Annotated in this window: 22 protein-coding genes; 12 read left to right on the forward strand and 10 right to left on the reverse strand. The window is 67.1% G+C overall.

Going from position 1 to position 23,990, the window contains the following annotated elements; translation table 11 throughout:
- Nucleotides 1-39 precede the first annotated feature (39 nt).
- Nucleotides 40-486 carry a GNAT family N-acetyltransferase gene (locus ACOYR4_RS11685; RefSeq protein WP_060986499.1) on the forward strand — a complete coding sequence of 149 codons (447 nt, stop codon included), beginning with the start codon at nucleotides 40-42 and terminating at the stop codon, nucleotides 484-486.
- 51 nt (nucleotides 487-537) lie between these two features.
- On the opposite strand, the gene ACOYR4_RS11690 is transcribed toward ACOYR4_RS11685, so the two are convergent.
- Nucleotides 538-2,523 carry a propionate--CoA ligase gene (locus tag ACOYR4_RS11690; protein WP_422846721.1) on the reverse strand — a complete coding sequence of 662 codons (1,986 nt, stop codon included), beginning with the start codon at nucleotides 2,521-2,523 and terminating at the stop codon, nucleotides 538-540.
- 185 nt (nucleotides 2,524-2,708) lie between these two features.
- Here ACOYR4_RS11690 and chrA point away from each other — a divergent pair, with 185 nt between their 5' ends.
- A complete protein-coding gene (chrA, locus tag ACOYR4_RS11695) occupies nucleotides 2,709-4,061 on the forward strand; it encodes a chromate efflux transporter (protein WP_422846722.1) in 1,353 nt (450 codons plus the stop codon).
- Nucleotides 4,062-4,146: 85 nt separating this feature from the next.
- Here the strand turns inward: chrA and ACOYR4_RS11700 are convergent, their stop codons facing one another.
- From ACOYR4_RS11700 to ACOYR4_RS11715, 4 genes are all read right to left on the reverse strand, one after another.
- Nucleotides 4,147-4,749 (reverse strand): isochorismatase family protein, encoded by a 603-nt coding sequence (locus ACOYR4_RS11700; protein ID WP_137745505.1) that lies wholly within the window; start codon nucleotides 4,747-4,749, stop codon nucleotides 4,147-4,149.
- An 89-nt stretch (nucleotides 4,750-4,838) separates the two neighbouring features.
- Nucleotides 4,839-5,750, reverse strand: coding sequence for a ribose-phosphate diphosphokinase (locus ACOYR4_RS11705; protein ID WP_422846723.1), 912 nt, complete (start codon nucleotides 5,748-5,750; stop codon nucleotides 4,839-4,841).
- 2 nt (nucleotides 5,751-5,752) lie between these two features.
- The gene (locus ACOYR4_RS11710; RefSeq protein WP_422849653.1) at nucleotides 5,753-7,282 is read right to left on the reverse strand and encodes a thymidine phosphorylase family protein; all 1,530 of its coding nucleotides are present in this window, start codon (nucleotides 7,280-7,282) and stop codon (nucleotides 5,753-5,755) included.
- A 204-nt stretch (nucleotides 7,283-7,486) separates the two neighbouring features.
- Nucleotides 7,487-8,659 (reverse strand): PQQ-dependent sugar dehydrogenase, encoded by a 1,173-nt coding sequence (locus tag ACOYR4_RS11715; RefSeq protein ID WP_422846724.1) that lies wholly within the window; start codon nucleotides 8,657-8,659, stop codon nucleotides 7,487-7,489.
- Nucleotides 8,660-8,855: 196 nt separating this feature from the next.
- On the opposite strand from ACOYR4_RS11715, the gene ACOYR4_RS11720 reads away from it, so the two are divergent.
- On the forward strand, nucleotides 8,856-9,443 hold the full coding sequence (locus tag ACOYR4_RS11720) for a C40 family peptidase (protein ID WP_291442932.1): 588 nt from the start codon (nucleotides 8,856-8,858) through the stop codon (nucleotides 9,441-9,443).
- Nucleotides 9,444-9,487: 44 nt separating this feature from the next.
- Here ACOYR4_RS11720 and ACOYR4_RS11725 read toward each other — a convergent pair whose 3' ends face one another.
- Nucleotides 9,488-9,937 (reverse strand): hypothetical protein, encoded by a 450-nt coding sequence (locus ACOYR4_RS11725; protein ID WP_422846725.1) that lies wholly within the window; start codon nucleotides 9,935-9,937, stop codon nucleotides 9,488-9,490.
- Nucleotides 9,938-10,096: 159 nt separating this feature from the next.
- Between ACOYR4_RS11725 and ACOYR4_RS11730 the strand changes: the two genes are divergently transcribed.
- The 3 genes from ACOYR4_RS11730 (at nucleotide 10,097) to ACOYR4_RS11740 (ending at nucleotide 11,751) form a co-directional block, all read left to right on the forward strand.
- Nucleotides 10,097-10,804: an adenylate/guanylate cyclase domain-containing protein gene (locus tag ACOYR4_RS11730; protein ID WP_422846726.1), complete on the forward strand. Its 708-nt coding sequence runs from the start codon at nucleotides 10,097-10,099 to the stop codon at nucleotides 10,802-10,804.
- Nucleotides 10,805-10,887: 83 nt separating this feature from the next.
- Complete coding sequence (locus tag ACOYR4_RS11735) at nucleotides 10,888-11,139, forward strand: GlsB/YeaQ/YmgE family stress response membrane protein (RefSeq protein ID WP_015014032.1); 252 nt, start codon at nucleotides 10,888-10,890, stop codon at nucleotides 11,137-11,139.
- Between the two features lie 96 nt (nucleotides 11,140-11,235).
- The gene (locus ACOYR4_RS11740; RefSeq protein ID WP_110958627.1) at nucleotides 11,236-11,751 is read left to right on the forward strand and encodes a hypothetical protein; all 516 of its coding nucleotides are present in this window, start codon (nucleotides 11,236-11,238) and stop codon (nucleotides 11,749-11,751) included.
- A gap of 79 nt (nucleotides 11,752-11,830) precedes the next feature.
- Here ACOYR4_RS11740 and ACOYR4_RS11745 read toward each other — a convergent pair whose 3' ends face one another.
- From ACOYR4_RS11745 to ACOYR4_RS11755, 3 genes are all read right to left on the reverse strand, one after another.
- The gene (locus ACOYR4_RS11745) at nucleotides 11,831-13,510 is read right to left on the reverse strand and encodes a DUF6351 family protein (RefSeq protein ID WP_172727527.1); all 1,680 of its coding nucleotides are present in this window, start codon (nucleotides 13,508-13,510) and stop codon (nucleotides 11,831-11,833) included.
- A gap of 167 nt (nucleotides 13,511-13,677) precedes the next feature.
- Nucleotides 13,678-14,715, reverse strand: coding sequence for a Bug family tripartite tricarboxylate transporter substrate binding protein (locus ACOYR4_RS11750; protein WP_422846727.1), 1,038 nt, complete (start codon nucleotides 14,713-14,715; stop codon nucleotides 13,678-13,680).
- Between the two features lie 70 nt (nucleotides 14,716-14,785).
- Nucleotides 14,786-15,262: a DUF3237 domain-containing protein gene (locus tag ACOYR4_RS11755; protein ID WP_295938946.1), complete on the reverse strand. Its 477-nt coding sequence runs from the start codon at nucleotides 15,260-15,262 to the stop codon at nucleotides 14,786-14,788.
- A gap of 166 nt (nucleotides 15,263-15,428) precedes the next feature.
- Here ACOYR4_RS11755 and ACOYR4_RS11760 point away from each other — a divergent pair, with 166 nt between their 5' ends.
- The 5 genes from ACOYR4_RS11760 (at nucleotide 15,429) to alkB (ending at nucleotide 21,991) form a co-directional block, all read left to right on the forward strand.
- Nucleotides 15,429-16,301, forward strand: coding sequence for a helix-turn-helix transcriptional regulator (locus ACOYR4_RS11760; protein ID WP_422846728.1), 873 nt, complete (start codon nucleotides 15,429-15,431; stop codon nucleotides 16,299-16,301).
- A gap of 39 nt (nucleotides 16,302-16,340) precedes the next feature.
- A complete protein-coding gene (locus ACOYR4_RS11765; protein ID WP_422846729.1) occupies nucleotides 16,341-19,151 on the forward strand; it encodes a DEAD/DEAH box helicase in 2,811 nt (936 codons plus the stop codon).
- 227 nt (nucleotides 19,152-19,378) lie between these two features.
- Nucleotides 19,379-20,512, forward strand: a complete 1,134-nt coding sequence (gene ada / locus ACOYR4_RS11770; RefSeq protein ID WP_422846730.1) for a bifunctional DNA-binding transcriptional regulator/O6-methylguanine-DNA methyltransferase Ada — start codon at nucleotides 19,379-19,381, stop codon at nucleotides 20,510-20,512.
- Nucleotides 20,509-21,273 carry a 2OG-Fe(II) oxygenase gene (locus ACOYR4_RS11775; protein ID WP_422846731.1) on the forward strand — a complete coding sequence of 255 codons (765 nt, stop codon included), beginning with the start codon at nucleotides 20,509-20,511 and terminating at the stop codon, nucleotides 21,271-21,273. The genes ada and ACOYR4_RS11775 overlap by 4 nt, the downstream gene beginning before the upstream one ends.
- 64 nt (nucleotides 21,274-21,337) lie before the next feature.
- On the forward strand, nucleotides 21,338-21,991 hold the full coding sequence (gene alkB, locus ACOYR4_RS11780; RefSeq protein ID WP_422846732.1) for a DNA oxidative demethylase AlkB: 654 nt from the start codon (nucleotides 21,338-21,340) through the stop codon (nucleotides 21,989-21,991).
- 25 nt (nucleotides 21,992-22,016) lie between these two features.
- Here the strand turns inward: alkB and ACOYR4_RS11785 are convergent, their stop codons facing one another.
- Entirely contained in the window at nucleotides 22,017-23,129 is a 1,113-nt protein-coding gene (locus ACOYR4_RS11785) for a DUF3592 domain-containing protein (RefSeq protein WP_422846733.1), read from the reverse strand.
- Nucleotides 23,130-23,443: 314 nt separating this feature from the next.
- On the opposite strand from ACOYR4_RS11785, the gene ACOYR4_RS11790 reads away from it, so the two are divergent.
- Entirely contained in the window at nucleotides 23,444-23,959 is a 516-nt protein-coding gene (locus tag ACOYR4_RS11790) for an EVE domain-containing protein (protein WP_422846734.1), read from the forward strand.
- Nucleotides 23,960-23,990: the final 31 nt, after the last annotated feature.

Raw genomic sequence — 23,990 nt, forward strand, 5'->3', positions numbered from 1 at the left:
TAGTAACCAAGCATTCTCTTCGTCCCCTGGAGGCTGGCCTTGAACATCCGCGAACTCCGCGCCGAAGACCTTGCCCCTCTGCTTGGCCTGTACACCCACCTGCACGAGCATGACGACCCGCTGCCCTCTGGACCCGAGGTGCAAGCCGTATGGACTGAGGCGCTCGCCAACCCGCGCATTCGGTACTTTGGAGGGTGGGATGAGGGCCAGTTGGTTTCGTCCTGCACGCTGACCGTCATCCCCAACCTCACGCGCGCCTGCCGCCCTTATGGCGTCATCGAGAACGTGGTGACACACACCGCCCACCGCAGCGAGGGCTGGGGGCACGCGCTGCTGCAGCACACCCTGGCCCATGCCTGGCGAGAGCGCTGCTACAAGGTCATGCTGATGACAGGCCGCAAGGACGAACACACCCTGCGCTTTTACGAGCAGGCGGGGTTCGACCGCCACGGCAAACAGGCGTTTGTGGCCAAGCCACCGCAGTGACTCGGCAGGACCAGCACGGCGCCCACCCTGCTGGTCGGCGGTGAGTTGAAATCAGCCCACCAGGTCCTTCACCTGTTGCAGCGCAGCCGGGTCTTCCATCGTCGTCAGGTCGCCCGGGTCGCGCCGCTCGGCCACGGCCTGCAGGGCGCGGCGCAGCAGCTTGCCGCTGCGGGTCTTGGGCAGCACGGTCACGAAGTACACGCGCGACGGTCGCGCCACGGCGCCCAGCTGGTGATCCACCTGCTTCATCACCTCGCCTTCGAGCTTGAGGCGTGCGGCGTCATCGGTCAGGCCCGAGGCGTCGCGCACCACGGCAAACGCCATGGCCACCTGGCCCTTGAGGCTGTCGGCCACGCCCACCACCGCCACTTCGGCGATATTGGGGTGGGAGGCAATGCTCTCCTCGATCTCGCGCGTGCCCAGGCGGTGGCCGGCCACGTTGATCACGTCGTCGGTGCGGCCCAGGATGAAGTGATAGCCGTCCGCATCGCGGATGCCCCAGTCAAAGGTGCTGTAGATCAGGCGGCCGGGGATGCTCTTCCAGTAGGTGTTCACAAAGCGGGCGTCGTCGCGCCACACGGTCTGCATGCAGCCGGGGGGCAGCGGGCCCTCGATGGCGACCACGCCCTTCTGGTTGGGGCCTGTCAGCTCTTCACCCGTGGCCTCATCGATCAGCTTCACACCGTAGCCGTACATGGCTTTGCCCGGGCTGCCGAAGCGCGTGGTTTGTTTTTCCACGCCATTGGCCAGGGTCAGAATGGGCCAGCCGGTTTCAGTCTGCCAGTAGTTGTCAATGATGGGCACTTGCAGCGCGTCGCTGATCCACTGGGCGGTGGGCTCGTCCAGCGGCTCGCCCGCCAGCCACAGGGCCTTGAGGCTTTTCACGTTGTACTTGGCGAGGTAGGCCGGGTCCTGCTTCTTGAGCACCCGCACCGCCGTGGGGGCCGAGAACATGTGCGTGACTTGGTACTTCTCGACAATGTTCCACCACACGCCCGCGTCGGGCCGCGTGGGCAGGCCTTCGTACATGATGGTGGTCATGCCCGCGATCAGTGGGCCGTAGACGATGTAGCTGTGGCCCACCACCCAGCCGATGTCGCTGGTGGCGAAAAAGACCCCCACGCTCCGCCGCTCGCGCGGGTCGCTGCCCCCCAAGGGGGCCGCGTTTTCACCTTGGGGCGGCCCGGCGGTGAAAACCTCATCGCCCGCCTTGGCATCAAAGATGTGCTTCATGCTCGCCGCCAGCGCCACGGTGTAGCCGCCCGTGTCGCGCTGCACGCCCTTGGGCTTGCCGGTGGTGCCGCTGGTGTACAGCGTGTAGCTGGGGTGGGTCGATTCCACCCACTCGCAAGGCACCACGGTGTTCAGGTGCTGCTCGCGCAGCGGCGCCCACTCATGGTCGCGGCCCGCCTGCAGGTGCATGGGCGCCAGGCCCCGGTTCACCATCAGCACGGCGGCGGGCTTGTGTTTGGACAGCGCAATGGCTTCGTCCAGCAGCGGCTTGTAGGGCACCACCTTGCCGCCGCGCGACCCAGCATCGGCGCTGACCACGGCCACGGGCTCGGCATCTTCAATGCGCGAGGCCAGCGAGCCCGAGGCAAAGCCGCCAAACACCACCGAATGCAGCGCGCCAATGCGCACGCAGGCCAGCATGGCAAACGCGGCCTCGGCAATCATGGGCATGTAGATGAGCACGCGGTCGCCCTTCTTCACGCCCAGCGACAGCAGCACGGCCGCCATGCGCTGCACCTCGGCGTGCAGCTCGGCAAAGCTGTAGCTGCGTTCGGTGTCGGTTTCGGTGGAGATGGCCACCAGCGCCGCCTGGCTGGCTCGCGTGGCCAGGTGCCGGTCGACCGCGTTGTGGCACAGGTTGGTGGTGCCGCCTACAAACCATTTGGCAAACGGCGGGTTGCTGTAGTCGCACACCTGCTGGGGCGCCGTCTTCCAGTCGATCAGCTTCGCCTGCTCGCTCCAGAAGGTGTCGCGGTGGTCGATGGACTGGCGGTAGAAGTCGGCGTAGGTGCTGTGTGCGGTCATTGTGGGTGTCTCCTCGGCATCTCTCTCGCCCTGCCAGGACAGCAGGTTTTGAATTCATAATTATTCATGACGGGCTTGCGGCAAACTGACGTGGCGGCCCTTGTTCGCTGCCACAAGGGTTCGAAGTGCCGCTGGAATATGGATATGTCGGCAAGCGTCACACAGGCCTGTCACACTCCGGGGCCATGCAAACAGCGCAGTCCCCTGCCCCCACCTCCGTCCCTTTCCGCGAAGCCTTTTGGTTCTGGCTCAAGCTCGGGTTCATCAGCTTTGGCGGGCCGGCTGGCCAGATCGCCATCATGCACGCCGAGCTGGTGGAGCGGCGCCGCTGGATCAGCGAAAACCGCTTCTTGCACGCCCTCAACTACTGCATGCTGCTGCCCGGCCCGGAGGCCCAGCAACTGGCCACCTACATCGGCTGGCTCATGCACCGCACCTGGGGCGGCATCGTGGCGGGGGCGCTGTTTGTGCTGCCCTCGCTGTTCATCCTGATCGGGCTGTCGTGGGTGTATCTGCGTTTTGGCGATGTGCCCGTGGTGGCGGGCATCTTCTACGGCATCAAGCCCGCCGTGACGGCACTGGTGCTGCATGCCGCGCACCGCATCGGCACCCGCGCGCTCAAGAACGGCTGGATGTGGGGCATCGCTGCCGCATCGTTTGTGGCGATCTTCGCGTTCGACACGCCCTTCCCCGCCATCGTGCTGGCGGCCGGGCTCATCGGCTACTTTGGCGCGCAGCGCTGGCCCGCCGTGTTTGCACTGGGGGGCGGCCATGCCAATGCCCACCAGGGCTATGGCCCCGCGCTGATCGATGACGACACGCCAACGCCTGCCCATGCGCGCTTTTCTCGCGTCCACCTGGTCAAGGTATTGTTGGCGGGGCTGGGGCTGTGGCTGGCGGCCATGGGCCTGCTGGTGGCTACGCAGGGCTGGCAAGGCACGCTCACGCAGATGGGCTGGTTCTTCACCAAGGCGGCCATGCTCACTTTTGGCGGCGCCTATGCTGTGTTGCCCTATGTGTATCAGGGCGCGGTGGAGCACTACCAGTGGCTCAGCGGCCCGCAAATGATCGATGGTCTGGCCCTGGGCGAGACCACGCCCGGCCCGCTGATCATGGTGGTGGCGTTTGTGGGTTTTGTGGGCGGCTGGCTGCAGCAGGTGTGGGGGCCGGACGCCCTCTTTGCAGGCGCCGTGGCGGCGGCCACGGTCGTGACCTTTGTGACCTTTTTGCCCTCGTTCATCTTTATCCTGGCGGGCGGCCCGCTGGTGGAGGCCACGCACGGCAAGCTGGGATTCACCGCGCCGCTGTCGGCCATCACGGCTGCTGTGGTGGGCGTGATCCTGAACCTGGCGCTGTTTTTTGCCTACCACCTGCTGTGGCCGCAGGGCTTTGGCGGCCGCTTTGACGCCGTATCGGCCGTCATCGCCGTGGGGGCGCTGGTGGCGCTGTTCCGCTTCAAGCTAGGCGTCATGCCGCTGCTGGGCGGCTGTGCGGTGGTGGGGTTGCTGGTCAAAGTGGCCGTGCCCTACTTCGCCTGACCGAAACTCACTCCAATCACTATGATTTTGATAGCTGCTAGCGCTTGAATATCAAGCGCTAGCAGCCAATTTGGCTCAAAACTGATTATTTGATCAGCCCCAGCACGTCCTTGAACGCCGGGTGCTCGCAGCTGCCCAGCCATTCAAACGCCACCATCTCGGTGGTCACCAGTTCGGCGCCCGCGCCAGCCAGGCGGTCGAAGGCGGCATCGCGGTTGCGTTCGGTGCGCGAGCCGCAGGCGTCGGTCACCACCCACACTTCAAACTCGTCGTCGATCAGGTCCAGCGCGGTCTGCAGCAGGCAGACATGGGCTTCGCACCCGGCAATCACGATGGTGCCGCGCTCGGGCGCTTGCTGGGCGGGCTTTTGCAGGTGCTTGGGCAGGCTGCGCGCGTTGCCGCCCTGGGGCTTGGCTGGCGGGCGCAGCCATTCGCCCAGACCTTCTTCGGCAGCGCTGAAGTGCATCTTGGCCAGGGTCTTCTGGCACAGGGCGCGCAGCGCGGCGTCGTTGGCGCCCAGGCGGGAGGGGTTTTGCTCTGTGCCCCACACGGGCACGTCCAGCATGCGGGCGATCTCGGCCAGGCGGCGGGCGTTGGCAAGTACGGCGGGGCCTTCGTGGATGGCTGGCATCAGTCGCTCCTGGTAATCGACCAGGACGAGTTGGGATTCGGTGGCGTCAAGCAGCATGGTGTGTTCGATCGTGTGCGTGTTCTGGAATGCGCTGGCCGGGACGGTGCGCAGGGGAATGGCGCATTGTCGCAGCCCGGCAGTGCCCCTTACGCAGCCAGGACCGGCCGCAACGCCGCCGCCAGCGGCCCAGCCATGGCCACTGCGTTGCTCGGGTGCGGAATGCAGTCCGTGCTCCACACCTCCCCTACCCCGGCGTCGTGCATCGCCTGCAATGCATCGCCCGCAAACAACGCATGCGTCACGGCCACGTCCACCGAGGTAGCGCCCGCCTGCAGCAGCAACCGTGCGGCCAGCGCCAGCGTGCGGCCGGTGCTGGCCATGTCGTCCAGCAGCACCACCGCCCTCCCCTGGGCGTTGAGCGCGGGCAGTTCAATGGCCACCTGCCGGTCGCCATGGCGCACCTTGGTGCAGACGGCATGGTCAAAGCCGTGGCGCGCGGCGGCCTGGGCGATCCACTGGGCGGATTCGCCATCGGGCCCCACCAGCAGAGCATTCGGGCGGCGAAGGGCAATCAGGTCGGCCAGCGGCTCGGCACCGCTGAGCACCACGGCCTGCGGCACAGGGATGGCCTGCTCCAGCCGGTCGATGCGGTGCAGGTGCGGGTCCACGGTGATGACGGCATCGCATAGCCCGCCCAAAAACCCGCCCACCACTTGCTGGCTCACGGCCTCGCCCGGGTGGAAGGCGATGTCCTGCCGCATGTAGGCCAGGTACGGTGCCACCAGCGTGAGGTGCTGCACTCCCAGGCTGCGGGCCGTGCGTGCGGCCAGCAGCAGCTCCACCAGTTTTTCATTGGGCTGGTGCAAGCTGCGCAGCAGCACGGCGCGGAGCGGCAGGCGGCCCGTGTCGTCCACCGGCAGGCGCAGCTTGAGTTCTCCATCGGGGAAGCGGTGGCGCTCGATGGCCTGGGCGGGCAGGCCCGCAGCCTGCCCCAGGCGCAAGGCGGGTGCTTCTTCATCGTCAAAGTACAGCAGACAGGAGGCTTGTGGCGCAGACATGGTCAGAACTCCACAAACACGCGCGGCACTTCGTCGGCCGTGCCCAGGCGGTAGCCGCTGTCGCGTTCGCACGCGTGGCGCGCAAACTCAAGGTCGGCCGGGTAGCTGGCATGCACGCGGTACAGCAGGTCGCCAGCGGCCACGGTGTCGCCCAGCTTGTGCATCAGGTCCACACCAGCGCCCGGCACCTTGGGCGCACCGGCCAGGCGGGCCACGCGGGCGATCTGGTAGTTGTCGATGCCCGCCACCACGCCGCTGGCCGGTGCCACCACGTCCAGCGTCAGCGCACCCAGCGCTGGGTGGTTGTGGTCAAACCCTGTGCTCCCCTGGGCAGCGATGATGGCGTTCATGCGCGCCAGTGCCCGGCCCGAGTCGAGGATATCGCGCGCAATCGCGTAGCCGTCGCCGCCGCGCACATCGGGGTCGCATTCGATCAGGCGCCCGGCCAGGCGCAGCGCCTTTTGCCGCAGATCGTCGGGCGCGCGCGGGTCGTTTTGCAGCACGCGCATCACGTCGCGGGCCTCCAGCACCGGGCCCACGCCCTTGCCCACAGGTTGGCGGCCGTCGGTGATGACCACGTCCAGCGACAGGCCCATGCGCCGCGCCACATATTCAAACAGGCGGCGCAGGCGCTGGGCGTCGGGCATGGAGCGCACCTTGGCTGTGGGGCCGATGGGAATATCCAGCACCAGGTGCGTGGCTCCGGCGGCCACCTTTTTGGACAGGATGGACGCCACCATCTGCCCGGCCGAGTCGATGGAGAGTGGCCGCTCCACCGAAATCAGCACATCATCCGCGGGCGACAGGTTGGCGGTGCCGCCCCAGGCCAAGCAGCCCCGGTAGTCGCGCACGATGTCGGCCAGCTGCTCCAGCGGCAGCTCCACCTTGGCCAGCACCTCCATGGTGTCGGCCGTGCCAGCGGGCGAGGTGATGGCGCGCGACGAGGTCTTGGGGCACAACATGCCGTGCGCGGCGACGATGGGCACGACCAGCATGGTGGTGCGGTTGCCGGGGATGCCGCCGATGCAATGCTTGTCCACCACCAGTGGCTCGTGCCAGTCCAGGCGCCGGCCGCTGTTCACCATGGCGTCGGTCAAAAAGAAAACTTCTTCCCGGTCCAGCTCGCTGCGGTGGCAGGCCACCACAAAGGCGGTGAGTTCGATCTTGGAATACCGGTGGTCGGCAATGTCGCGCACGATGGCGCCAAAGTCCTCGCGCGTGAGGCGCTCGCTGGCAATCTTGCGGAACAGCGCACCCATGGACTCGGGCGGCTCGGCCTGGGCCACCGACACGGTATGGCCGTTGTCCACGCCCAGCTGGGCAAACGCGTCTTCCGACAGGCCCAGTTCATTGCAGCCCACGATGGCGAGGTCGTCCACCACGTTGACCGTGGCCAGAATGCGGCGGCCGTTGGCGCGCACCTCGATCTTGGACAGGGCCTGGAAGCCCTCGGCACGATATACGGCGCAGTCGCGGTGCAGGTAGGCGACGTTCTCGCGCCAGGTGTCTATGGCCACGCGGCGCAGGGCCAGCTGGGAGCGGGACTGCGTGCCTGCGGGGTCGGCCGAGGCGACGCTCGGGTTGACCAAGGGAGCGGTAGGTGACGAGGTGGTGGGCTCAGCGTGCATCGCACCAGCCTATACCGAAAATGCCCGCACAGGCTGCGGGATCACCCCGGGTCAGCGGGTTCGGGCTCTCATCTCCGGAATTGCTTGATGTGCGTCAAGCAAAACCGGTCACGGCGCCGCAGCGGGCTGCAACCGCAGCAAGCGCCCTTGCGGGCTGTCGGTCAGCAGGTACAGCAGGCCGTCGGGCCCCTGGCGCACGTCGCGAATGCGCTCACCGTTGCCTTGCAACAGCCGTTCTTCCTTCTGCACCTTGCCACCCGCCACCTCCAGCCGGTGCAGGGCGCCAAACTTGAGCGACCCGACAAACAGGCTGCCCTGCCACGCCGTGCCGTAGCGTGTGCTGGTCAGGAACGCCATGCCCGAGGGGGCGATGGACGGTGTCCAGTGGTGCAGCGGCTGTTCCATGCCGGAGCGGGCCGTGCCCTCGCCCATCTTTCCGCCGCCGTAGTTCTCGCCGTAGGTGATGACAGGCCAGCCGTAGTTGCGCCCGGGCTGAGGCAGATTGATTTCGTCACCGCCCTGCGGGCCATGTTCGTGCATCCACAGCTTGCCGTCGGGGGCCATCGTGGCGCCCTGGGGGTTGCGGTGGCCGTAGCTCCAGATCTCGGGCAAGGCGCCGGCCTGCTTCACGTACGGGTTGTCGGGCGGCGCTGCTCCATCGGGCGTGATGCGGATGACCTTGCCGTGGTGGTTGTCGAGCTTTTGGGCATCGTCCTTGCGGTGGTAGCGCTCGCCCAGCGCCACAAACAGGTTGCCGTCGCTGGCCTGGGCAATGCGGCAGCCGAAATGCAGCGCGCTCTCGACCTTGGGCCGCTGGCTGAAGATGATGCGCACGTCCTGCAGGCTGCTGGCATCTGCCGACAGGGTGGCGCGCGCCACCGCCGTGCTGTTGCCCGCCGTGCCACCTGCGGCGGGCTCGGCAAAACAGAAGTAGATACGGCGGGTGCGGGCAAAGTCGTTGTCGGTCACCACGTCCAGCAGGCCGCCCTGCCCGCCCGCTGCCACCGGCGGCACCCCTGCCAGCGCAGGCCCCACCTGCCCCGTTGCACTGACCACGCGCAGGCGCCCCGGGCGCTCGGTCACCAAAAATTGCCCGCCGGGCAAAAAGGCCACCGCCCAGGGATGCGCCAGACCGGTGGCAACGGGCACCAGTGACACCGCTGGCGCAGGGGCGGGCGCATTTTGGGCATGGGCGCCGGTCTGCGCGCCCGTCACTATCAAAAACAGAGCTAGCTGCGCTTTGTGCAACGGCGCTACCGGCCGATTTGGTGTCCAACCCATGCCTTCAACCTCCTTGTATTCCCGGGCCATGCCCTCTATCCCGCACCAGCGCGGTACAGCGCCCGTCTGGCGCACATCTTGCAAGCTGCAGTTGTCTGTGAAAAGGCTGGAACCACCGATTTATCTGAATGAAATCAACAGCTTGTAAAAACGATTATTTTTTATAAATAACCATATCGTGTTACCCTTCGCCCCCATGTCCAGATGGTTATGCATCCTCATCCTTGCCTGCGCCACCGCAGCGCATGCTGCGCCCCAGGGCACCAATTCTGACGATATGGACCGCTTGCTCGCGGACAAAGGGCTTCTCACCCGACTTGAAGACGTGAGCCACAAGGTGGCAGACAAAGCCCAGACCGTTGCCGGCCATGCGGGTGACCTGGTGGTCAACGCCATGGGCTTTTTGGGCGTGCCCTACAAGCGCGGCGGCAACAGTGCCGAAACCGGTTTTGACTGCAGCGGCTTTGTGCGCGCCATCTACGAACAGACCGTGGGCCTGCTATTGCCCCGCCGTGCCGATCAGCAGGCGGCTGCCACCCAGGTCATCGACAAGAAAGAACTCCAACCCGGCGACCTGGTTTTTTTCAACACCATGCGCCGCAACTTCAGCCACGTGGGCATCTACGTGGGGGACGGCAAGTTCATCCACTCGCCCCGCAGCGGCTCTGAGATCCGGGTGGAGGACATGAGCATCGCCTACTGGGCGCGCCGCTTTAACGGTGCTCGCCGCGTGACCCCCGGCGAGGGTGTCGAGAGCGCTCAGGCACCCCAAGCTCAGAAGTAGTCCCTGAAACGCTCCCGGCTAGCTCCACTAGCAAGCCGTGGGGATCAAGGCTTGACCACGTACACCGTCTCCGTGCTGCGAATGGGGCCACCCGTCACATTGACGGGCCCAGCAGATGGATCGCCTCGCAGCAGCGCCTTGGCAGCTGACATATCGGCCTGGTAGCGCGCCCGGGCCTCGGATTCACAACCCTTGCGCTCAGCCGTCGGCATGGCACGGCACTCCTCCAGGCTTACCTTGAGCCCACCACCCGCTTCGCGAATCGCAGACTGATAACGCTGCTGCGGCGTGGTGTCAGGCACTGCCCCCCGAGCCAGCGAAGCCTCGTCGCTTTGGGACTGTGCGGCGGCCGGTAACGACAGCGCACCGCCCAAGGCCAGGGCCGACACCAGTACGGCAGCTGGACGCGCCACCCAAAGGCTCCATGACCGGCGCTGGGCCCCGGCCGATGCCACGGAGCCAGAAGTGAGGAGAGTGGAGGACGAAGTGAACATGGTCGGTACACCTTTCTGTCTTGATAAAGTTTGCGGCGATTGCAACTGCGAGATGCACCCAACCGCCCTTTGCATGCCCCACTGTAGCCCCGTGCGTGACCTGCTCAGCGCCAGCACCAGCCGCGCTACCATGTCGGACACGACCCACAGGGCATTGCCATGAACCACTCTCCCGCACTGCCACCCGACGCAGCGGCTGCACATGACAAGGGCTATCTACGGCGCCTGCTGTCTGAGCGCAACCAGACGCCTGCAAGCGGCACCGGCGTGATCGATGCCGCGATTGAACAGGCGTTTGTGCGCAGCGTGGCCATTCTGGTGCTGGACATGTGCGGCTTCTCACGCATCACCCAGAGCCACGGCATCATCCATTTCCTGGCGATGATCCACCAGATGGAGCAGGCGGCGCGCCCGGCCATCGAGGGCAACGGCGGCGAGGTCATCAAGCAGGAGGCCGACAACCTGTTTGCAGTCTTCGCCACGCCCGAGCAAGCGCTTGAGGCCGCCCTGGACACCCTGCGCGCCCTGAGCGCCATGAACACCGTACTCCCCCCCGAGCGGGCGCTAAACGTGAGCGCAGGCATTGGCTTTGGCCCCACTCTGGTGATTGCGCGCGAAGACCTGTTTGGTCCCGAAATGAATTGCGCCTGCAAACTGGGCGAAGACATTGCCATGGCCAACGAGATCCTGCTCACCGAGGCGGCCTGGACCAGCCTGCCCACTGGGCGCTACGTGTGCTCACGCACCGACCACCAGATATCGGGGATGGAATTGCACGCTTACCGCTTTGATCGCTGCCTCTTTGACCGCCCCTTGCATCCCTCGGCCGCCCCATCTCCCACCACATCCCTGCCTGCGGGACGCTAACAGGGGGCATTGTCCGACAGCATTTGGACTGCCCGATCTGTAAAGTGACTCCATCGTCTGAACCAACTATCAAGGGGAAAAACATGCTGTCATTGCTGGGGATGTTGCTGATTGGTTTGGTGGTGGGCCTGATCGCCCGGGCCGTCAAACCCGGGGACGACAAGCTGGGCTGGATCATGACGGCGCTGCTGGGTATTGCAGGCTCTTTTCTGGCCAGCTATGTTGGTATGGCCCTGGGCTGGTATGCGCAGGGGGACAGCGCTGGCTGGATTGCCTCGGTGCTCGGAGCCGTCGCCCTGCTGGTGGTGTACGGCCTGGTCAAGGGCAAGTCTTGAGACTTGATAAAACGCGCTGAGCTGCCCACATCGGTGCTTAGAACCTGTTCTTAAACACCCACGTTCGTCCACCCACCCTCTTTCAAATTGCCACCCATGCCCACCTCACTGCAAATGGCTGCCGGAGACCCTGAACTGGCTGCGGCCGTGCGCCGCGCCCGCAAGCTGCTGCACCGCCGCGCGGTGGTGGCAGCAGCGGCCAGCGTGGTGCCTGTGCCGGGGCTGGACTGGGCGGTGGATGCCGCCCTGCTCTCCCGCCTGATCCCCCAGATCAACGCTGAGTTCGGCCTCACAGCCGAGCAGATCGACCAGCTGGACCCCAAAAAGCGGGAGCAGGTGCAAAAGGCGGTGGGCTTGGTGGGGTCGGTGCTCATCGGCAAGCTGATCACCCGCGAACTGGTCCTGCGGGCCACCCAGACTGTGGGGCTGCGGCTGAGCACCAAGCAGGTCGCCAAATACGTGCCTTTGGCGGGCCAGGCAGTGGCGGCGACCATTGGCTACGCCACCCTGCGCTACCTGGGGGAGCAGCATTTGCGCGACTGCATCCGTGTGGTGCAGCAGGCCCAACTGCGCTTGCCGCCGCCGGCGTCAGCCTCTGCGGTAAAACACTGACTCCCCGAGCGAGGTGGCAACAAGAAAAAAGGGCCCGGGGGCCCTTTTTTCTTCGTAGCGACGCCGTACCGGCTGCACGTCAACTGGCCGAGCAGACAAAGCTGCTGGCATCTTCCACACTGCCCGAGCCCTTGTACTTGGCAAATTGCGGGTAGGGGCACAGCGGACGCGTGCGGTTGGGGAAGTCGGTGTTGGTGGGCAGCGCCTTGGCCGCAATGCTTTGCGGTGCGATGCCCTTCTCCACCCAGTCCACCATGGTCTGGATCGAGTCAAAGTTGTCGGTAGCCGGACCGCCCGAGCAGTGGTTCATGCCCGGCACCAGAAAGGTCCGCGCAAAGCTCTGCGTCGCCGCCACGCCGCCGTTGTTCGCCGCCAGGCGTTCGTAGTAGTCCACAGTGTCAAACGCCGAGAAGATCGGGTCGGACATGCCGTGGATGAACAACAGCTTGCCGCCGCGCTGCTTGTAGGCCGCCAGCTTGTCGTCGGCGTAGGTGTCGTAGATGGCCGAGTATGCTGCCATGCGTGCGGGGTCGGTGTCGAAGTTGAACGCCAGCGGGTTGAACGACAGATCGGGCGGTGTGAAGAACTCGTTGACCAGGGCATCCACCATCAACGTGATGTAGCGCGCATCGGGCGTGGCCGTGGTCGAGTTGCCCAGCGTCCACGACCGCCAGCCCGGTGCCGCCAGCCCGGCGTCCCACGGTTGGCCGGTGTACAGCGCCTTGCCGGCAGAGTTACGGGGCCCGGCAAACACGCTCTTGAGCGCGCCCACCTGGGCAGACGACAGGCAGCTTTCGGTCTTGCCGCCCGTGCATTGCAGCACGGCGGGGTCAAACGCCTTGCAGGCATTGACGTTCTGGGCCAGGCCGTCCACCACGCCGTCGGCGGCGTCGCAGGTGGCATTCACTGCAGTGGCCACCAGTTTGAGGTCGCTGTTGCTGAAGGCCTTGGAGAGGATGCGGTTGCCACTGGCGTCTTGCGGCGCAATGGCGTTGAACTGGATGGTGTTCCACATGGCGGCCACGGTGGCGCCGCTGGATACGCGCATGGCGGGCGCACCCGCAGTGATGCCGTCAAAGTAGTCCGGGAACCGCTGCGAGAACATCATGCCCTGGCGGCCGCCGCCCGAGCAGCCCGAGAAGTAAGAGTAGTCCGGCTTGCGGCCGTAGCGCGTGCTGATGAGCGACTTGGAGGCCACGGCTGTCTTGTCGTAGGAGTTGTAGGCATGGTCGATGCGCGCCTGCGGGTCGGCGCCAAAGCTGGCGCTGGTGCCGGTGTGGCCCGCATCGGTGGACACCACCGCGAAGCCCTGCCCCAGCGGCGACGGCGTGCCGCCCGAAATGCTGGAGCTGAGCGAGGTGTCGCGCAGGATGCCGTCGTTGCCGCCCCCGCCGATGAACAGAAAGCGCCCGTTCCAGCGGTCGGGCAGGCTGAGCTGAAAACCGATCGCATAGTTCTTGCCATCCACACCCACACGCGGGTTGATGGCGCCCGTGACCACGCAGTGCCCGGGCAAAAAGTCGCCCGTCGCAGCGCCACCGGGGCGGCGCGTGCCGGGTGGCACATAGCTGGTGGACAAGTTGGTGTTGCTGAGCTGCGCGTTGGTGCTCAATGCGGCGCAAGCGGCGGCCGGGTTGGCGCTCTCGGTAACCAGCACGGCGTTGCCGCCGCCGCAGGCACTGAGCAATAACGGCAGCAGCATGGCGGCGGGCAGCGCAACGCGTTGCGCGATGGGGGTGTCCAATGACAGGGATGGCATGGTGGTCTCCTCGGTGAATCGGTCTTGTGGGGTTGAACCATCGGCGCAGGAACGCCCGGCGACGGCCGTCAGGGCGTCGCTGAGAAAGGCGCGCAGTTTTTTTGTGGGCGAAGGGCCTTGCTGCTATCGCAGGGCTTTGCGCCCTGTGATAACGGGCCCGTACCGACTCAGTCGGCCTTGAAGCCCGTGGCCGCCACGGCCTTGCCCCAAGTGACCGTGTCGGCCGCGATGATGCGGGCGAACTCCTCGCGACTGGTCCCCGTCACGCGGAAACCGGCCTCTTCCATCTTGGCCTTGCCCTCGGGCGACTGCACGGCCTTGATGATGTCGGCGCTCAGCTTGGCGACGATCTCGGGGGGCGTCTTGGCCGGGGCCACGATGCCAAACCACGAGTTGAACTCCAGGCTGGGGTAGCCCTGCTCCTTGATGGTCGGCACATCGGGCAGTGCGTTGGACCGGGTACCGCCTGTGGTGCCCAGCGCCACCAGCTTGCCGGCCTTCACGTTGGGCGCGGCCAGGCCCACGCTGGCAAACACGCCCTGCACGTCACCGCTGAACAGGCCGCCCAGCGCATCGGTGGTGTTCTTGTAGTGCACCGGTTCGGGCTTGAGCTTGACGGCCTCGCCAAACATGAAGGCGCCGAAGTGACCCGGCGTGCCCGCGCCAAAGGTGGCCAGGAACAGGCCTTTTTGTTGCTGGGTCCAGGCCACAAAGTCCTTCACATTGCGCGACGGCACCTTTTGCGGGTTGACCAGCAACGCAAAGTCGGCGGTGACCACCTGGCTCACAGGGGCAAAGTCCTTTTGCGGGTCGTACGGCAGCTTGTTGTAGCTGCTGGGCGCAATGCTGAGCTGGCCGGTTTCGCCCAGCATCAGCGTGTAGCCATCGGGGGCGGCGCGTGCGGCCTCGGTCGCAGCGATCAGGCCCCCGGCGCCGGGCTTGTTGTCCACAATCACGCCCAGGTTGCCCCAACCTTCCGACAGCTTTTGCGCCAGCAGCCGCGCCACGATGTCCGGCCCCGTGCCCGCCGGAAAGCCCACGATGATGCGCACCGGCTTGTTGGGGTAACTTGCCGTCTGCGCCAGGGCGCCGGTGGCAGGGGCCAGGCCCGCCGCCACCGTAGCTGCCAGGCAGACGCTGCGCAGGGCATGGCGGCGGGACAGTCCACGGGACAGGGTGCGGGTGAGCGTGGAAAAAGAGGTCATGACAAGGTCTCCAGGGTGTTGTTGTGTGCTGTCGGTCATCAAAAAAAGGAATAGCAGGACTGCGGTGCGGCTACATCAGCTCCCAGAACCGCATGGCCACGGCGTCGGGGAACCGCGCCCCGGTGCCGGTGAACATGCGCTCGCCAATCCATCGCAGCGCGGGAGACGCTGTCTCGAACTGGGGGCTGCAGCGAAAGTAGATTTGCGTTGGGTCGACCACCTCGCCACGCACCAGGCGGGCCATCAGCTCCGGCGGGCCGGACCGCACAGCGCGGTTTTGCACATAGATCAGGTCGCCGCCATCCGCCTCCAGCGTGTAGCGCGCGTCCAGCTCGGCCAGGGTGTCGCTCACGATGAGCTGAAAATCCGCCCCGCCAGGCATCACCCGGGCCTGCCAGCCATCGCCCTGGGCCTTTCCGCCCAGGATGGGGATGAGCCGGCGCAGGCCGTGCACGGTGCGGCCCACCTCCTGGGGCACGCCCACCTCCACGCGCAGGTCGGCAAAAAATCGCAAACGGGGTTCCACAAAGGGCACGGGTTCGGTCATGGGCTCCATCTTTCGGGTGTCTGGCAAGGGGATGGCGCATGCTGGACGGCTTGCACCCAGCCTGCTTGCGGGGTTGCACCTAGCGTAAATCCCGTGGTGCTTGACCCCTGTCATCCCTGAAGATGACAGCCATGACAACGCCCACCCGGCACACCCCGCGCGATTCATGAGGCACTGGCTCCCTGCAAGCACCTCGGGCAGCGGCATTGCCCCCACGCCCAACCTCACGGGCTCGGCCCTGGGCGCCATGGTTCACCAGCTGGGCGACGACGGGTTTGCCTGCGGCATGCTGCAAGAGCTGGCCCCCGTGCTGCCCGCAGCGTCGTGGTCGGTGTACCGCACCGGGCGCTATTGCAAACCCACCTTGTTCATGTCGGCCAGTTACGGCATCCCCGACACCACACAGGACTGCTGGTGGGCCTACCTCTCGGGCCCCTACCGCACCGACCGCACCTGGGGCCGCTCGCTGGACGAAGCTGCCCCGGCCGAAGCACCCACCCAGTTGTGCCACCTGACGGCGCCCGAGGTAGATGCGGAGCACCGCGCCCGCGTTTACGAGGCCCATGGCGTGGCCGAGCGGGTGTCGGTGGTCGAACACGAGAGCGATGGCTCGGTCTTTGCCGTCAACTTCTACCGCCACCAGCACCAAAAGCCCTTCCAGGACCGGCAGATCAGCGACTTTGAGGGCATGGCCCCGGTGCTGCTGGCGCTGACCCGCAAGCACATCGCCCTGGCCCAGCGCCCCGGCGTGCTGCAACCCGCACTGCAGCCCCCGGCGCAGGCCACGGTGCCCGCACTGTCCCACAGCCTGCCTGCGCTGCGCGAACGCCTGCTGCGCGCCCACCCAGGGCTGACCGAGCGCGAGCTGGACGTGTGCGCCCGCCTGCTGCAAGGCATGACGCAAGAGGGCATTGCTTGCGACCTGGGCCTGAGCCTGCCCACCGTCAAAACCTACCGCAACCGCGCTTTCAGCCGCCTGGGCATCCACTTTCGCAACGAGCTGTTTGCGCTGGCGCTGGGCACCCAACGCAACGCTTAGCATCCAGCGCCGCACTGCGCATGGGCACAATGCCAGCCCATGCCCAGCTTGCCGCCGTTGCCCGTTCCACCCACGCCCCCTGCAGGCCGTGCCCACGTGGTCGCGCAATGGGCCCAGGCCCTGCGCAACCGGGCTGACAGCGCCGCCCTGCAGCAGTTACCCCCGCTGACCGATGCCGAGGCCGCGCAGGTCATGGCCCAGCTGAGGGGCGATGGCAGCCACCCGCCGGGCCACAGCCCGGCGCCCAACACACCCGATGGCGTAGTCCCCGGCCACTTTCGCCCGCGCATCACCCTCATGACGCTGGGTCGGGGCGATGGTCTGCTGGGCATGGCGCCCCAGGGCAAGCTGGGCCCGCGCGGTGACAGCGTCACGCTGGTGCAGATTGACTGGACCTACCGCACCGACAGCGGCGCCACCTGGCAGACGCCCGCGCCCACCTCCATCCTCAACGCGCGCCCGGCCCCCGTGCAAGACCTGTTCGACACCGGTGGCCCGGTGGTGCGCATGCAGCGCAACCTGGCCGCCGAGGCCGATGCCATGGACCGTGTGTGGGACCTGGGCCTCACCCCCGTAGACGCCAAAAACCTGCAGTGGCGCCACCGCGCAGCCGCTGCCACGCTGGGCCCCGTGTGGACCCTGGCGCAAGAGGCGCACTTTGGCGACTTCTGGGCCGATGTGGTTCCCCAGTTGCGCACCCAAGGCTGGACCGTGGTGGTGCACCCCGGCTTTGCGCACGAAAGCGTGCCCGTGCAGCGCTGGAAGCTGCTGATCGCCCCCGACACCGGCGAGTTGCTGGGCAAGGAAGTGGACGGCCCGCTGGCCCCGCGAGAGCGCCCCGTGCAAAAGCTCATGCTGCCTGAGCGCGAGGGCGCCTGGCTGCTCAGCCTGGGCATCGAGATCGATGGGCAAACGCTGGACCTGGCCCCCATGCTGGCCGACCTGCTGCGGCGCGACGCCCGCTGGCTCAACGCGCGGCAGATGGCGGCCATCGATGACATCGCCATCATTTCGCTGCGTGCGCCCGGCGGCAAGCGCATCGAGGCGCCCGCCGGGCCGCTCAAGGCCATCGTGGGCGCCATGGTGGACCTGCTGACCGACCCCACCCGAAAGCAACTCAAGGATGGCGACCCGCTGCGCCTGGGCGCCTGGGAGGCCCGCCGCATCGAGGCCCTGCGCGCCGGGCTGGTGTTGGCGCACCGCGTGGGCACGGTGAACGGCTGGAACAACGATTGGCAGTTGCAGGGCGATGCGGGCCTGGCACAGCTCGCCAAGCGCCTGCGCTCTATCGGCACGCCCCAGCCGGTGGCCGCGCCGCAGGGGCTGCAGGTACAACTGCGCCCGTACCAGCTCGAAGGGCTGGCCTGGCTGCAATACCTGCGCGCCCAGGGCCTGGGAGGCATCCTGGCCGACGACATGGGCCTGGGAAAAACCGCACAGGCGCTGGCCCACGTGCTGACCGAAAAGGAGGCCGGGCGGCTGAAGCGCCCGGCGCTGGTGGTGCTACCCACCTCGCTGCTCTTCAACTGGCAGGCCGAGGCCGCGCGCATGGCGCCCAGCCTGCGCGTGCTGGCCCTGCATGGCGCCGACCGTGGCAAACGTTACCTGCACATCGCAGACCATGACCTGGTGCTGACCACCTACCCCCTGCTCTGGCGCGATGTGGACGCACTGGCCGCGCAGCCCTTTCACTTGCTGATCCTGGACGAAGCCCAGATGGTGAAGAACGCCGGCAGCCGCAGCGCCCGCGCACTGCGCAAGCTGCAGGCATCGCACCTGCTGTGCCTGACGGGCACGCCGCTGGAGAACCACCTGGGCGAGTTGTGGGCGCAGTTTGACTTTTTGATGCCCGGCTTTCTGGGCGATGTGCGCGGCTTCAACGCCCGCTGGCGCAAGCCCATCGAGGAAAACGGCGAAACCCTGCGCGCCGAGCTGCTGTCGCAGCGCGTGCGCCCCTTTATCCTGCGCCGCCGCAAGCAGGACGTGGCCACCGAGCTGCCACCACGCACCGAAACCATCCTGCGCGTGCAGTTGCAAGGCAAGCAGCGCGAGCTGTACGAGGCCGTGCGCACCACGGCCGACAAACAGGTGCGCCGTGCGCTGGAGCGCCAGGGCTTTGAAGGTTCACAAATCGCCATCCTGGACGCGTTGCTCAAGCTGCGCCAGGTCTGCTGTGATCCACGCCTCGTCAAAGGAACCACGAAAACCGCCCACACCATGGAGCGCGCCAAGCTCGAACTGCTGGCCGACCTGCTGCCCGCCCTGGTCGATGAAGGCCGCCGCGTGCTGGTGTTCTCGCAGTTCACCGAAATGCTGGCGCTGGCGGCCGAGTTGCTCGACACCCTGGCCCTGCCCTACCTCACCCTCACAGGCCAGACGCCGCCCCGCCAGCGCGGCGCGGTGGTGCGGCAGTTCCAGGCGCAGGGCGACGCAAGCGCCGCCATCCTGCTGGTAAGCCTCAAGGCCGGTGGCCTGGGCCTGAACCTCACGGCCGCCGACACCGTGATCCACCTCGACCCGTGGTGGAACCCCGCCGTCGAAGAACAGGCCACCGCCCGCGCCCACCGCATCGGGCAAGACCAGCCGGTGTTTGTCTACAAGCTGGTGGTGGAAGGCAGCATCGAAGAGCGCATGCTGGAGCTGCAGGCCCGCAAGGGCGCGCTGGCCCAGGGCGTGCTGGGGCACGATGCCGAAGGCGCAGTCAAGTTCAGCGAGGCCGACCTGCACGCGCTGCTGGCCCCCTTGACCGAACCGGCCAACAACCCGCTGGGCATACCCGGCGAAGACGCGCCGCGCTGGGGTGGCACAGGCAAACGGCGGCCCCGGCCGCTGCAGCCACCTGAAACCTGAGTTTTGGGCGTTTTTACCTTGTAGCGCTAGTAAAACATGCTCTGGCAGCTATCAATAAGTGAGCACACTCATCCGTGCGGGGAGCCTTGCGCAAAAGCGCAGAATTCAAAAGCAAGCTTCGGAGTGCGCCCCACGGCCTCCGTCCCTAGAGTGCATGGCATTGCAACCCACCTTGTGAGCCCTGCACCATGATGAATGTGACCACCCTCTTTCCCCACAGCGCCCCCATGCCCACCCGCCACCGTCCCAGCACCAAGGCCGCGCAAGCCACCGCCACCCAGGCTGACCCGCGCTGGGCAGTGGTGTTGGCACGCAGCGCTGGGGCCGATGGAACGTTCTGGTACTCGGTGCAGACCACGGGCGTGTACTGCCGCCCCAGCTGCGCGTCGCGCACACCCCGGCCCGAGAACGTGCTGTTCCATGCCAGTTGCGACGATGCGGAGCGCGCCGGGTTCCGCCCCTGCCAGCGCTGCAAGCCGCGCCAGGCCACCGCGCTGTCGCACCACGCGGCGCTGGTGACGGAAGCCTGCCGCATCATCGAAAGCGCCGCGCCCGGCGAGGCACCCACCCTCGATGCACTGGCAACCCGCGTGGGGCTGAGTGCCTCGCACCTGCACCGCATCTTCAAGCAGGCCACGGGCCTCACCCCCAAGGCCTATGCGGTGGCCCAGCGCGCGCAGCGGCTGCGCAGTGCGCTCGACAGCCCGACCACGGACTCGGTGACGGACGCCATCTATGGCGCGGGCTACCAGTCCAGCAGCCGGTTTTACGAACAGTCTGCCCAGGTGCTGGGCATGCGGCCCAGCCAGTACCGCGCACGGGGTGCGTCGCAAGACATCCGCTTTGCCATCGGCCAGTGCTCGCTGGGCGCGATTCTGGTGGCGCAGAGCGACCGGGGCATCTGCGCGATCTTGCTGGGCGACGACCCCGACGCGCTGCTGCGCGAGCTGCAGGACCGGTTTGCGCAGGCCCGCCTGATTGGCGGCGACACCGCGTTTGAAGCCCTGGTGGCGCAGGTGGTGGCGTTTGTCGAGGCCCCGGGCCTGGGGCTGAACCTGCCGCTGGATGTGCGCGGCACCGCGTTCCAGCAGCGGGTGTGGCGGGTGCTGCAGGCCATCCCGGCCGGTCAGACGGCCAGTTATGCCGAGGTGGCCCAGCGCATCGGCAGCCCCAAGGCCGTGCGGGCTGTGGCCCAGGCCTGCGCAGCCAACGGGCTGGCCGTGGCCATTCCCTGCCACCGGGTGGTGAAGAGCGATGGCGCGCTGTCGGGCTACCGCTGGGGCGTGGAGCGCAAACGCGCCCTGCTGGCGCGCGAGTCCGACGCAGAAGCGGCCCCGCTGTTGGCGGAGAAGGTGGCATGAGCGTGGCGGCTCTTTCGACTCTTTCAACATCCGGCACGCCAGCGGACGGCCTGTGGCAGCAACGCGCGGCCGCCATCGACTGGCAACGCACCACCGAGGCCCTGCACCAGCAGGGCAATGCCGTGCTGCCCCAACTGCTGGACGCCACCGAATGCGCCGTGCTGACCCGGCTGTACGGGCACGCGCCCGAGGGCACGTTTCGCAGCCGCGTGGTCATGCAACGCCACGGCTTTGGCCAGGGTGAATACCGGTATTTCAGCTACCCGCTGCCTGACCGGGTTGCGGGTCTGCGCGAGGCGCTGTACCCGCATCTGGCCCCCATCGCCAACCAGTGGAACGCCGCGATGGGCATCGACGTGCGCTACCCCGCACAGCATGCCGACTTCATCGCCCGTTGCCACGCCGCCGGCCAGGTGCGCCCCACCCCGCTGCTGCTGCAGTACGGACCGGGCGACTACAACTGCCTGCACCAGGACCTGTACGGCGAGCATGTGTTTCCGCTGCAGGTGGCCATCCTGCTGTCGGAGCCGGGGCGCGACTTCTCCGGCGGCGAGTTCGTGCTGACCGAACAGCGCCCGCGCATGCAGTCGCGGGCCGAGGTGGTGCCGCTATCGCGCGGCGACGCCGTGGTGTTTGCCGTGCACCACCGCCCCGTGCAGGGCACGCGTGGACCGTACCGCGTGCAGATGCGCCATGGCGTGAGCCGCCTGCGCAGCGGGCAGCGGCACACGCTGGGCATCAGCTTTCATGATGCTGAGTGACGCTGCGCCCACAGTGCCCGCAGTGCCCTTGCAGGCAGCACACTCGCCCACAACGACCCATGCCATGACCGCCAGCCTGTTCGACGACCCACCGCAGCCCGCCGGGCCACCCGAGGTGCTGGAGCCCGGCGCCGTGGTGCTGCGCGGCTATGCGCTGGCGCAGGCGGCGGAGTTGCTGGCTGCCGTGCAGCAGATCACCGCCCAGGCCCCGTTCAGGCATCTCGTCACCCCCGGAGGCCTGACCATGTCGGTAGCCATGACCAACTGCGGCGCACTGGGCTGGGTGAGTGACCGCAGCGGCTACCGCTATGACCCCATCGACCCGCAGACCGGCCAGAGCTGGCCGACCATGCCGCTGCTGTTTCGCCAACTCGCGCGCGAAGCCGCTGAAACGGCTGGCTTCGCCGGCTTTGCGCCCGACGCCTGCCTCATCAACCGCTATGCCCCCGGCACGCGCCTGTCGCTGCACCAGGACCGCGACGAAGGCAACTACGCCCATCCCATCGTGTCCGTGTCGCTGGGCGTTCCGGCGATGTTTCTGTGGGGCGGCGCGCAGCGGGCGGACAAGACCCGCCGCATTGCGCTGCTGCACGGCGATGTGGTGGTGTGGGGCGGACCGGCGCGCTTGCGCTTTCATGGAGTGCTGCCCCTGCCCGAGGCGCACCACCCGTTGACGGGTGCGCACCGCATCAACCTCACCTTCAGAAAGGCCGGTTGAGGTCGTCTCGGCGACTCTGCTCGACTCAACGCGTGGCGTAGCCGGTCCAGCCGCCAATAGACGCCAGCAGCTTGTCGGCCTGGGCACGCCCCTTCAGGTCCTGGGCGATGGTGAGCTGCCGCCCGCCCCGCAGCTCGGCTGTGATGCGGTAGTAAACGTCGCGTGTGCTGTTGCTCTCCACCGTGTAGCTCTCCACCACCCGCAGCCGGGCAATGTCGTGCGGGGGCACCTGGTGCCAGCGGAGCATCAGGCCCAGCAGGCGCCGCTCGGTGCGCAGGCCGTTGTGGTCCAGCTGCACCCGCAGGCTGTTGGCCAGGGCGTAGAAGCTGCCCAGCAGCACCAAACCGCCCACACCACCGAACAGCAGGCGGAACAGCCACGGCCCGACCTCGCCGGAGGACTCCTGCTCCCAAGGTACCAGCGCCCCCACGGTCAGAAACACGGCCCCCATCACTGCCAGCGCCAGCTTGAGTCCCCACCACCGGCCGGCCGGAAAGTACATGGCCACCCCGCCGGGTATGCGCTCGACCCGCCCGGGCATGCCCGCCGTCAGGGGCTGGCCGCTGCTGCCCGCACTGCCCTGCGCGGCGCGGGTGGGGCGCAGCACATGCACCAGCAGACCGACGCCCACGCCGCCAAACACCACCACAAACACCATCTTCAGGGCCAGCAGGCCGGGCCGCAGGCTGCGGTCAATGACGGCCTCCGTCGGGTCGGACGGACTGACCCACACCTGGACCGGCGCGCCATCGCGCAACGCCTGCTCCAGCCGCGCACCCAGCGCTTCCTGAAAATCGCCCACGTTGTCGCCCCCACCACTGATCGCTACGCGGTCCCCCTGGTACTCACGCCCCGCCACCTGGTAGCGGTAGCTGGCCTTGACGGTGTAGGAGCTGGATTTGCTGCTGCGGCTGGTCTCCAGGCGCGCCGCCACCAGCGCGGCGGGCACGGGTTGCCACCACTGCATGCGTGCCCAGTCGTACAGCGTGGGCAGCACGCTGAGCAGCAGCATGCCCACGCCCACGGCTGCAAATGGCAGGGCAAACAGGCCCAGCAGCCAGCCGCCCGCGCGCTGGGTCTTGCCTACAACCGAGCTGGGGGTACGTTGCGCGGCGGGTGTGGATGAGTGTCTGGCCATGAATGAACGGGGAAAAAATCGCTGCCCACTGGCGGGCTGAGAATGCCGAGGGAATGGCAGCCTGTCGGCCGATGGAGGCTACGAACCTTGCCATGCCAGATTCTGCGGCGCGCTCCAGCACACCGCAATCCGCCTGTGCGGGTGGCGGGCCCCATGCGATGGGCTTACGGGTCTTTTGTGGTGTTTTGGGCCACAAGCGCTAGTCGAACATACCCAAATAGCTATCACTTGTATAGCAAACACCATACGTCAGCAGCACCTCCAGACCCGCCGGCACCTGCCATAACCCGCTCCATCTTTGACAGAATGCGTGCATGGTCACTGCCTCTTCCCCCTCCAGCATCGCCCCCGGCGCTCGGCCCGCACAGTTCTGGCTCATGAAGTCCGAGCCGGACGAGTGCTCCATCGATGACGCCCTGGCCGCGCCCGGCGCGACTGTGCCCTGGACCGGCGTGCGCAACTACCAGGCCCGCAACTTCATGCGCGATGCGATGCAGGTGGGTGACGGCGTGCTGTTCTACCACTCCAGCTGCCCCGAGCCCGGCATTGCCGGCCTGGCCCGCGTGGCCAGCGGCACCCGCGCCGACCCCACCCAGTTCGACCCCGCATCGCCTTACCACGATCCCAAGTCCCCGGCAGACAACCCTCGCTGGCTGTTGCTGGACGTGCAGGCCGTTCGCAAGACGCGGCTGATCAGCCTGGCCGAGCTGCGCGCCCACCCGGCACTGGCGGACATGCGGGTGCTGCAAAAGGGCAGCCGCCTTTCGATCACGCCGGTGGAGGCGTCTGAGTGGGACTACATCACTGGAGTGCTGATGCAGGGCGACTGAAAGGTATTGGTGCAGTGGGGCCCAGGAAAGG

The organism is Acidovorax sp. M14 (assembly GCF_049331375.1).
In the GTDB taxonomy this organism is placed as follows: Bacteria; Pseudomonadota; Gammaproteobacteria; order Burkholderiales; family Burkholderiaceae_C; genus Acidovorax.

What these genes read in the sequence shown, in the direction of transcription:
- alkB (WP_422846732.1), top strand. Translation starts at nt 21,338, where the DNA reads ATGACCGCCAGCCTGTTCGACGACCCACCGCAGCCCGCCGGGCCACCC.
- ACOYR4_RS11750 (WP_422846727.1), bottom strand. Translation starts at nt 14,715, where the DNA reads ATGACCTCTTTTTCCACGCTCACCCGCACCCTGTCCCGTGGACTGTCC.
- ACOYR4_RS11735 (WP_015014032.1), top strand. Translation starts at nt 10,888, where the DNA reads ATGCTGTCATTGCTGGGGATGTTGCTGATTGGTTTGGTGGTGGGCCTG.
- ada (WP_422846730.1), top strand. Translation starts at nt 19,379, where the DNA reads ATGCCCACCCGCCACCGTCCCAGCACCAAGGCCGCGCAAGCCACCGCC.
- ACOYR4_RS11765 (WP_422846729.1), top strand. Translation starts at nt 16,341, where the DNA reads ATGCCCAGCTTGCCGCCGTTGCCCGTTCCACCCACGCCCCCTGCAGGC.
- ACOYR4_RS11705 (WP_422846723.1), bottom strand. Translation starts at nt 5,750, where the DNA reads ATGTCTGCGCCACAAGCCTCCTGTCTGCTGTACTTTGACGATGAAGAA.
- ACOYR4_RS11740 (WP_110958627.1), top strand. Translation starts at nt 11,236, where the DNA reads ATGCCCACCTCACTGCAAATGGCTGCCGGAGACCCTGAACTGGCTGCG.
- ACOYR4_RS11700 (WP_137745505.1), bottom strand. Translation starts at nt 4,749, where the DNA reads ATGCTGCTTGACGCCACCGAATCCCAACTCGTCCTGGTCGATTACCAG.
- ACOYR4_RS11785 (WP_422846733.1), bottom strand. Translation starts at nt 23,129, where the DNA reads ATGGCCAGACACTCATCCACACCCGCCGCGCAACGTACCCCCAGCTCG.
- ACOYR4_RS11730 (WP_422846726.1), top strand. Translation starts at nt 10,097, where the DNA reads ATGAACCACTCTCCCGCACTGCCACCCGACGCAGCGGCTGCACATGAC.
- ACOYR4_RS11790 (WP_422846734.1), top strand. Translation starts at nt 23,444, where the DNA reads ATGGTCACTGCCTCTTCCCCCTCCAGCATCGCCCCCGGCGCTCGGCCC.
- ACOYR4_RS11775 (WP_422846731.1), top strand. Translation starts at nt 20,509, where the DNA reads ATGAGCGTGGCGGCTCTTTCGACTCTTTCAACATCCGGCACGCCAGCG.
- ACOYR4_RS11720 (WP_291442932.1), top strand. Translation starts at nt 8,856, where the DNA reads ATGTCCAGATGGTTATGCATCCTCATCCTTGCCTGCGCCACCGCAGCG.
- ACOYR4_RS11745 (WP_172727527.1), bottom strand. Translation starts at nt 13,510, where the DNA reads ATGCCATCCCTGTCATTGGACACCCCCATCGCGCAACGCGTTGCGCTG.
- ACOYR4_RS11725 (WP_422846725.1), bottom strand. Translation starts at nt 9,937, where the DNA reads ATGTTCACTTCGTCCTCCACTCTCCTCACTTCTGGCTCCGTGGCATCG.
- ACOYR4_RS11690 (WP_422846721.1), bottom strand. Translation starts at nt 2,523, where the DNA reads ATGACCGCACACAGCACCTACGCCGACTTCTACCGCCAGTCCATCGAC.
- ACOYR4_RS11755 (WP_295938946.1), bottom strand. Translation starts at nt 15,262, where the DNA reads ATGACCGAACCCGTGCCCTTTGTGGAACCCCGTTTGCGATTTTTTGCC.
- ACOYR4_RS11760 (WP_422846728.1), top strand. Translation starts at nt 15,429, where the DNA reads ATGAGGCACTGGCTCCCTGCAAGCACCTCGGGCAGCGGCATTGCCCCC.
- chrA (WP_422846722.1), top strand. Translation starts at nt 2,709, where the DNA reads ATGCAAACAGCGCAGTCCCCTGCCCCCACCTCCGTCCCTTTCCGCGAA.
- ACOYR4_RS11715 (WP_422846724.1), bottom strand. Translation starts at nt 8,659, where the DNA reads ATGGGTTGGACACCAAATCGGCCGGTAGCGCCGTTGCACAAAGCGCAG.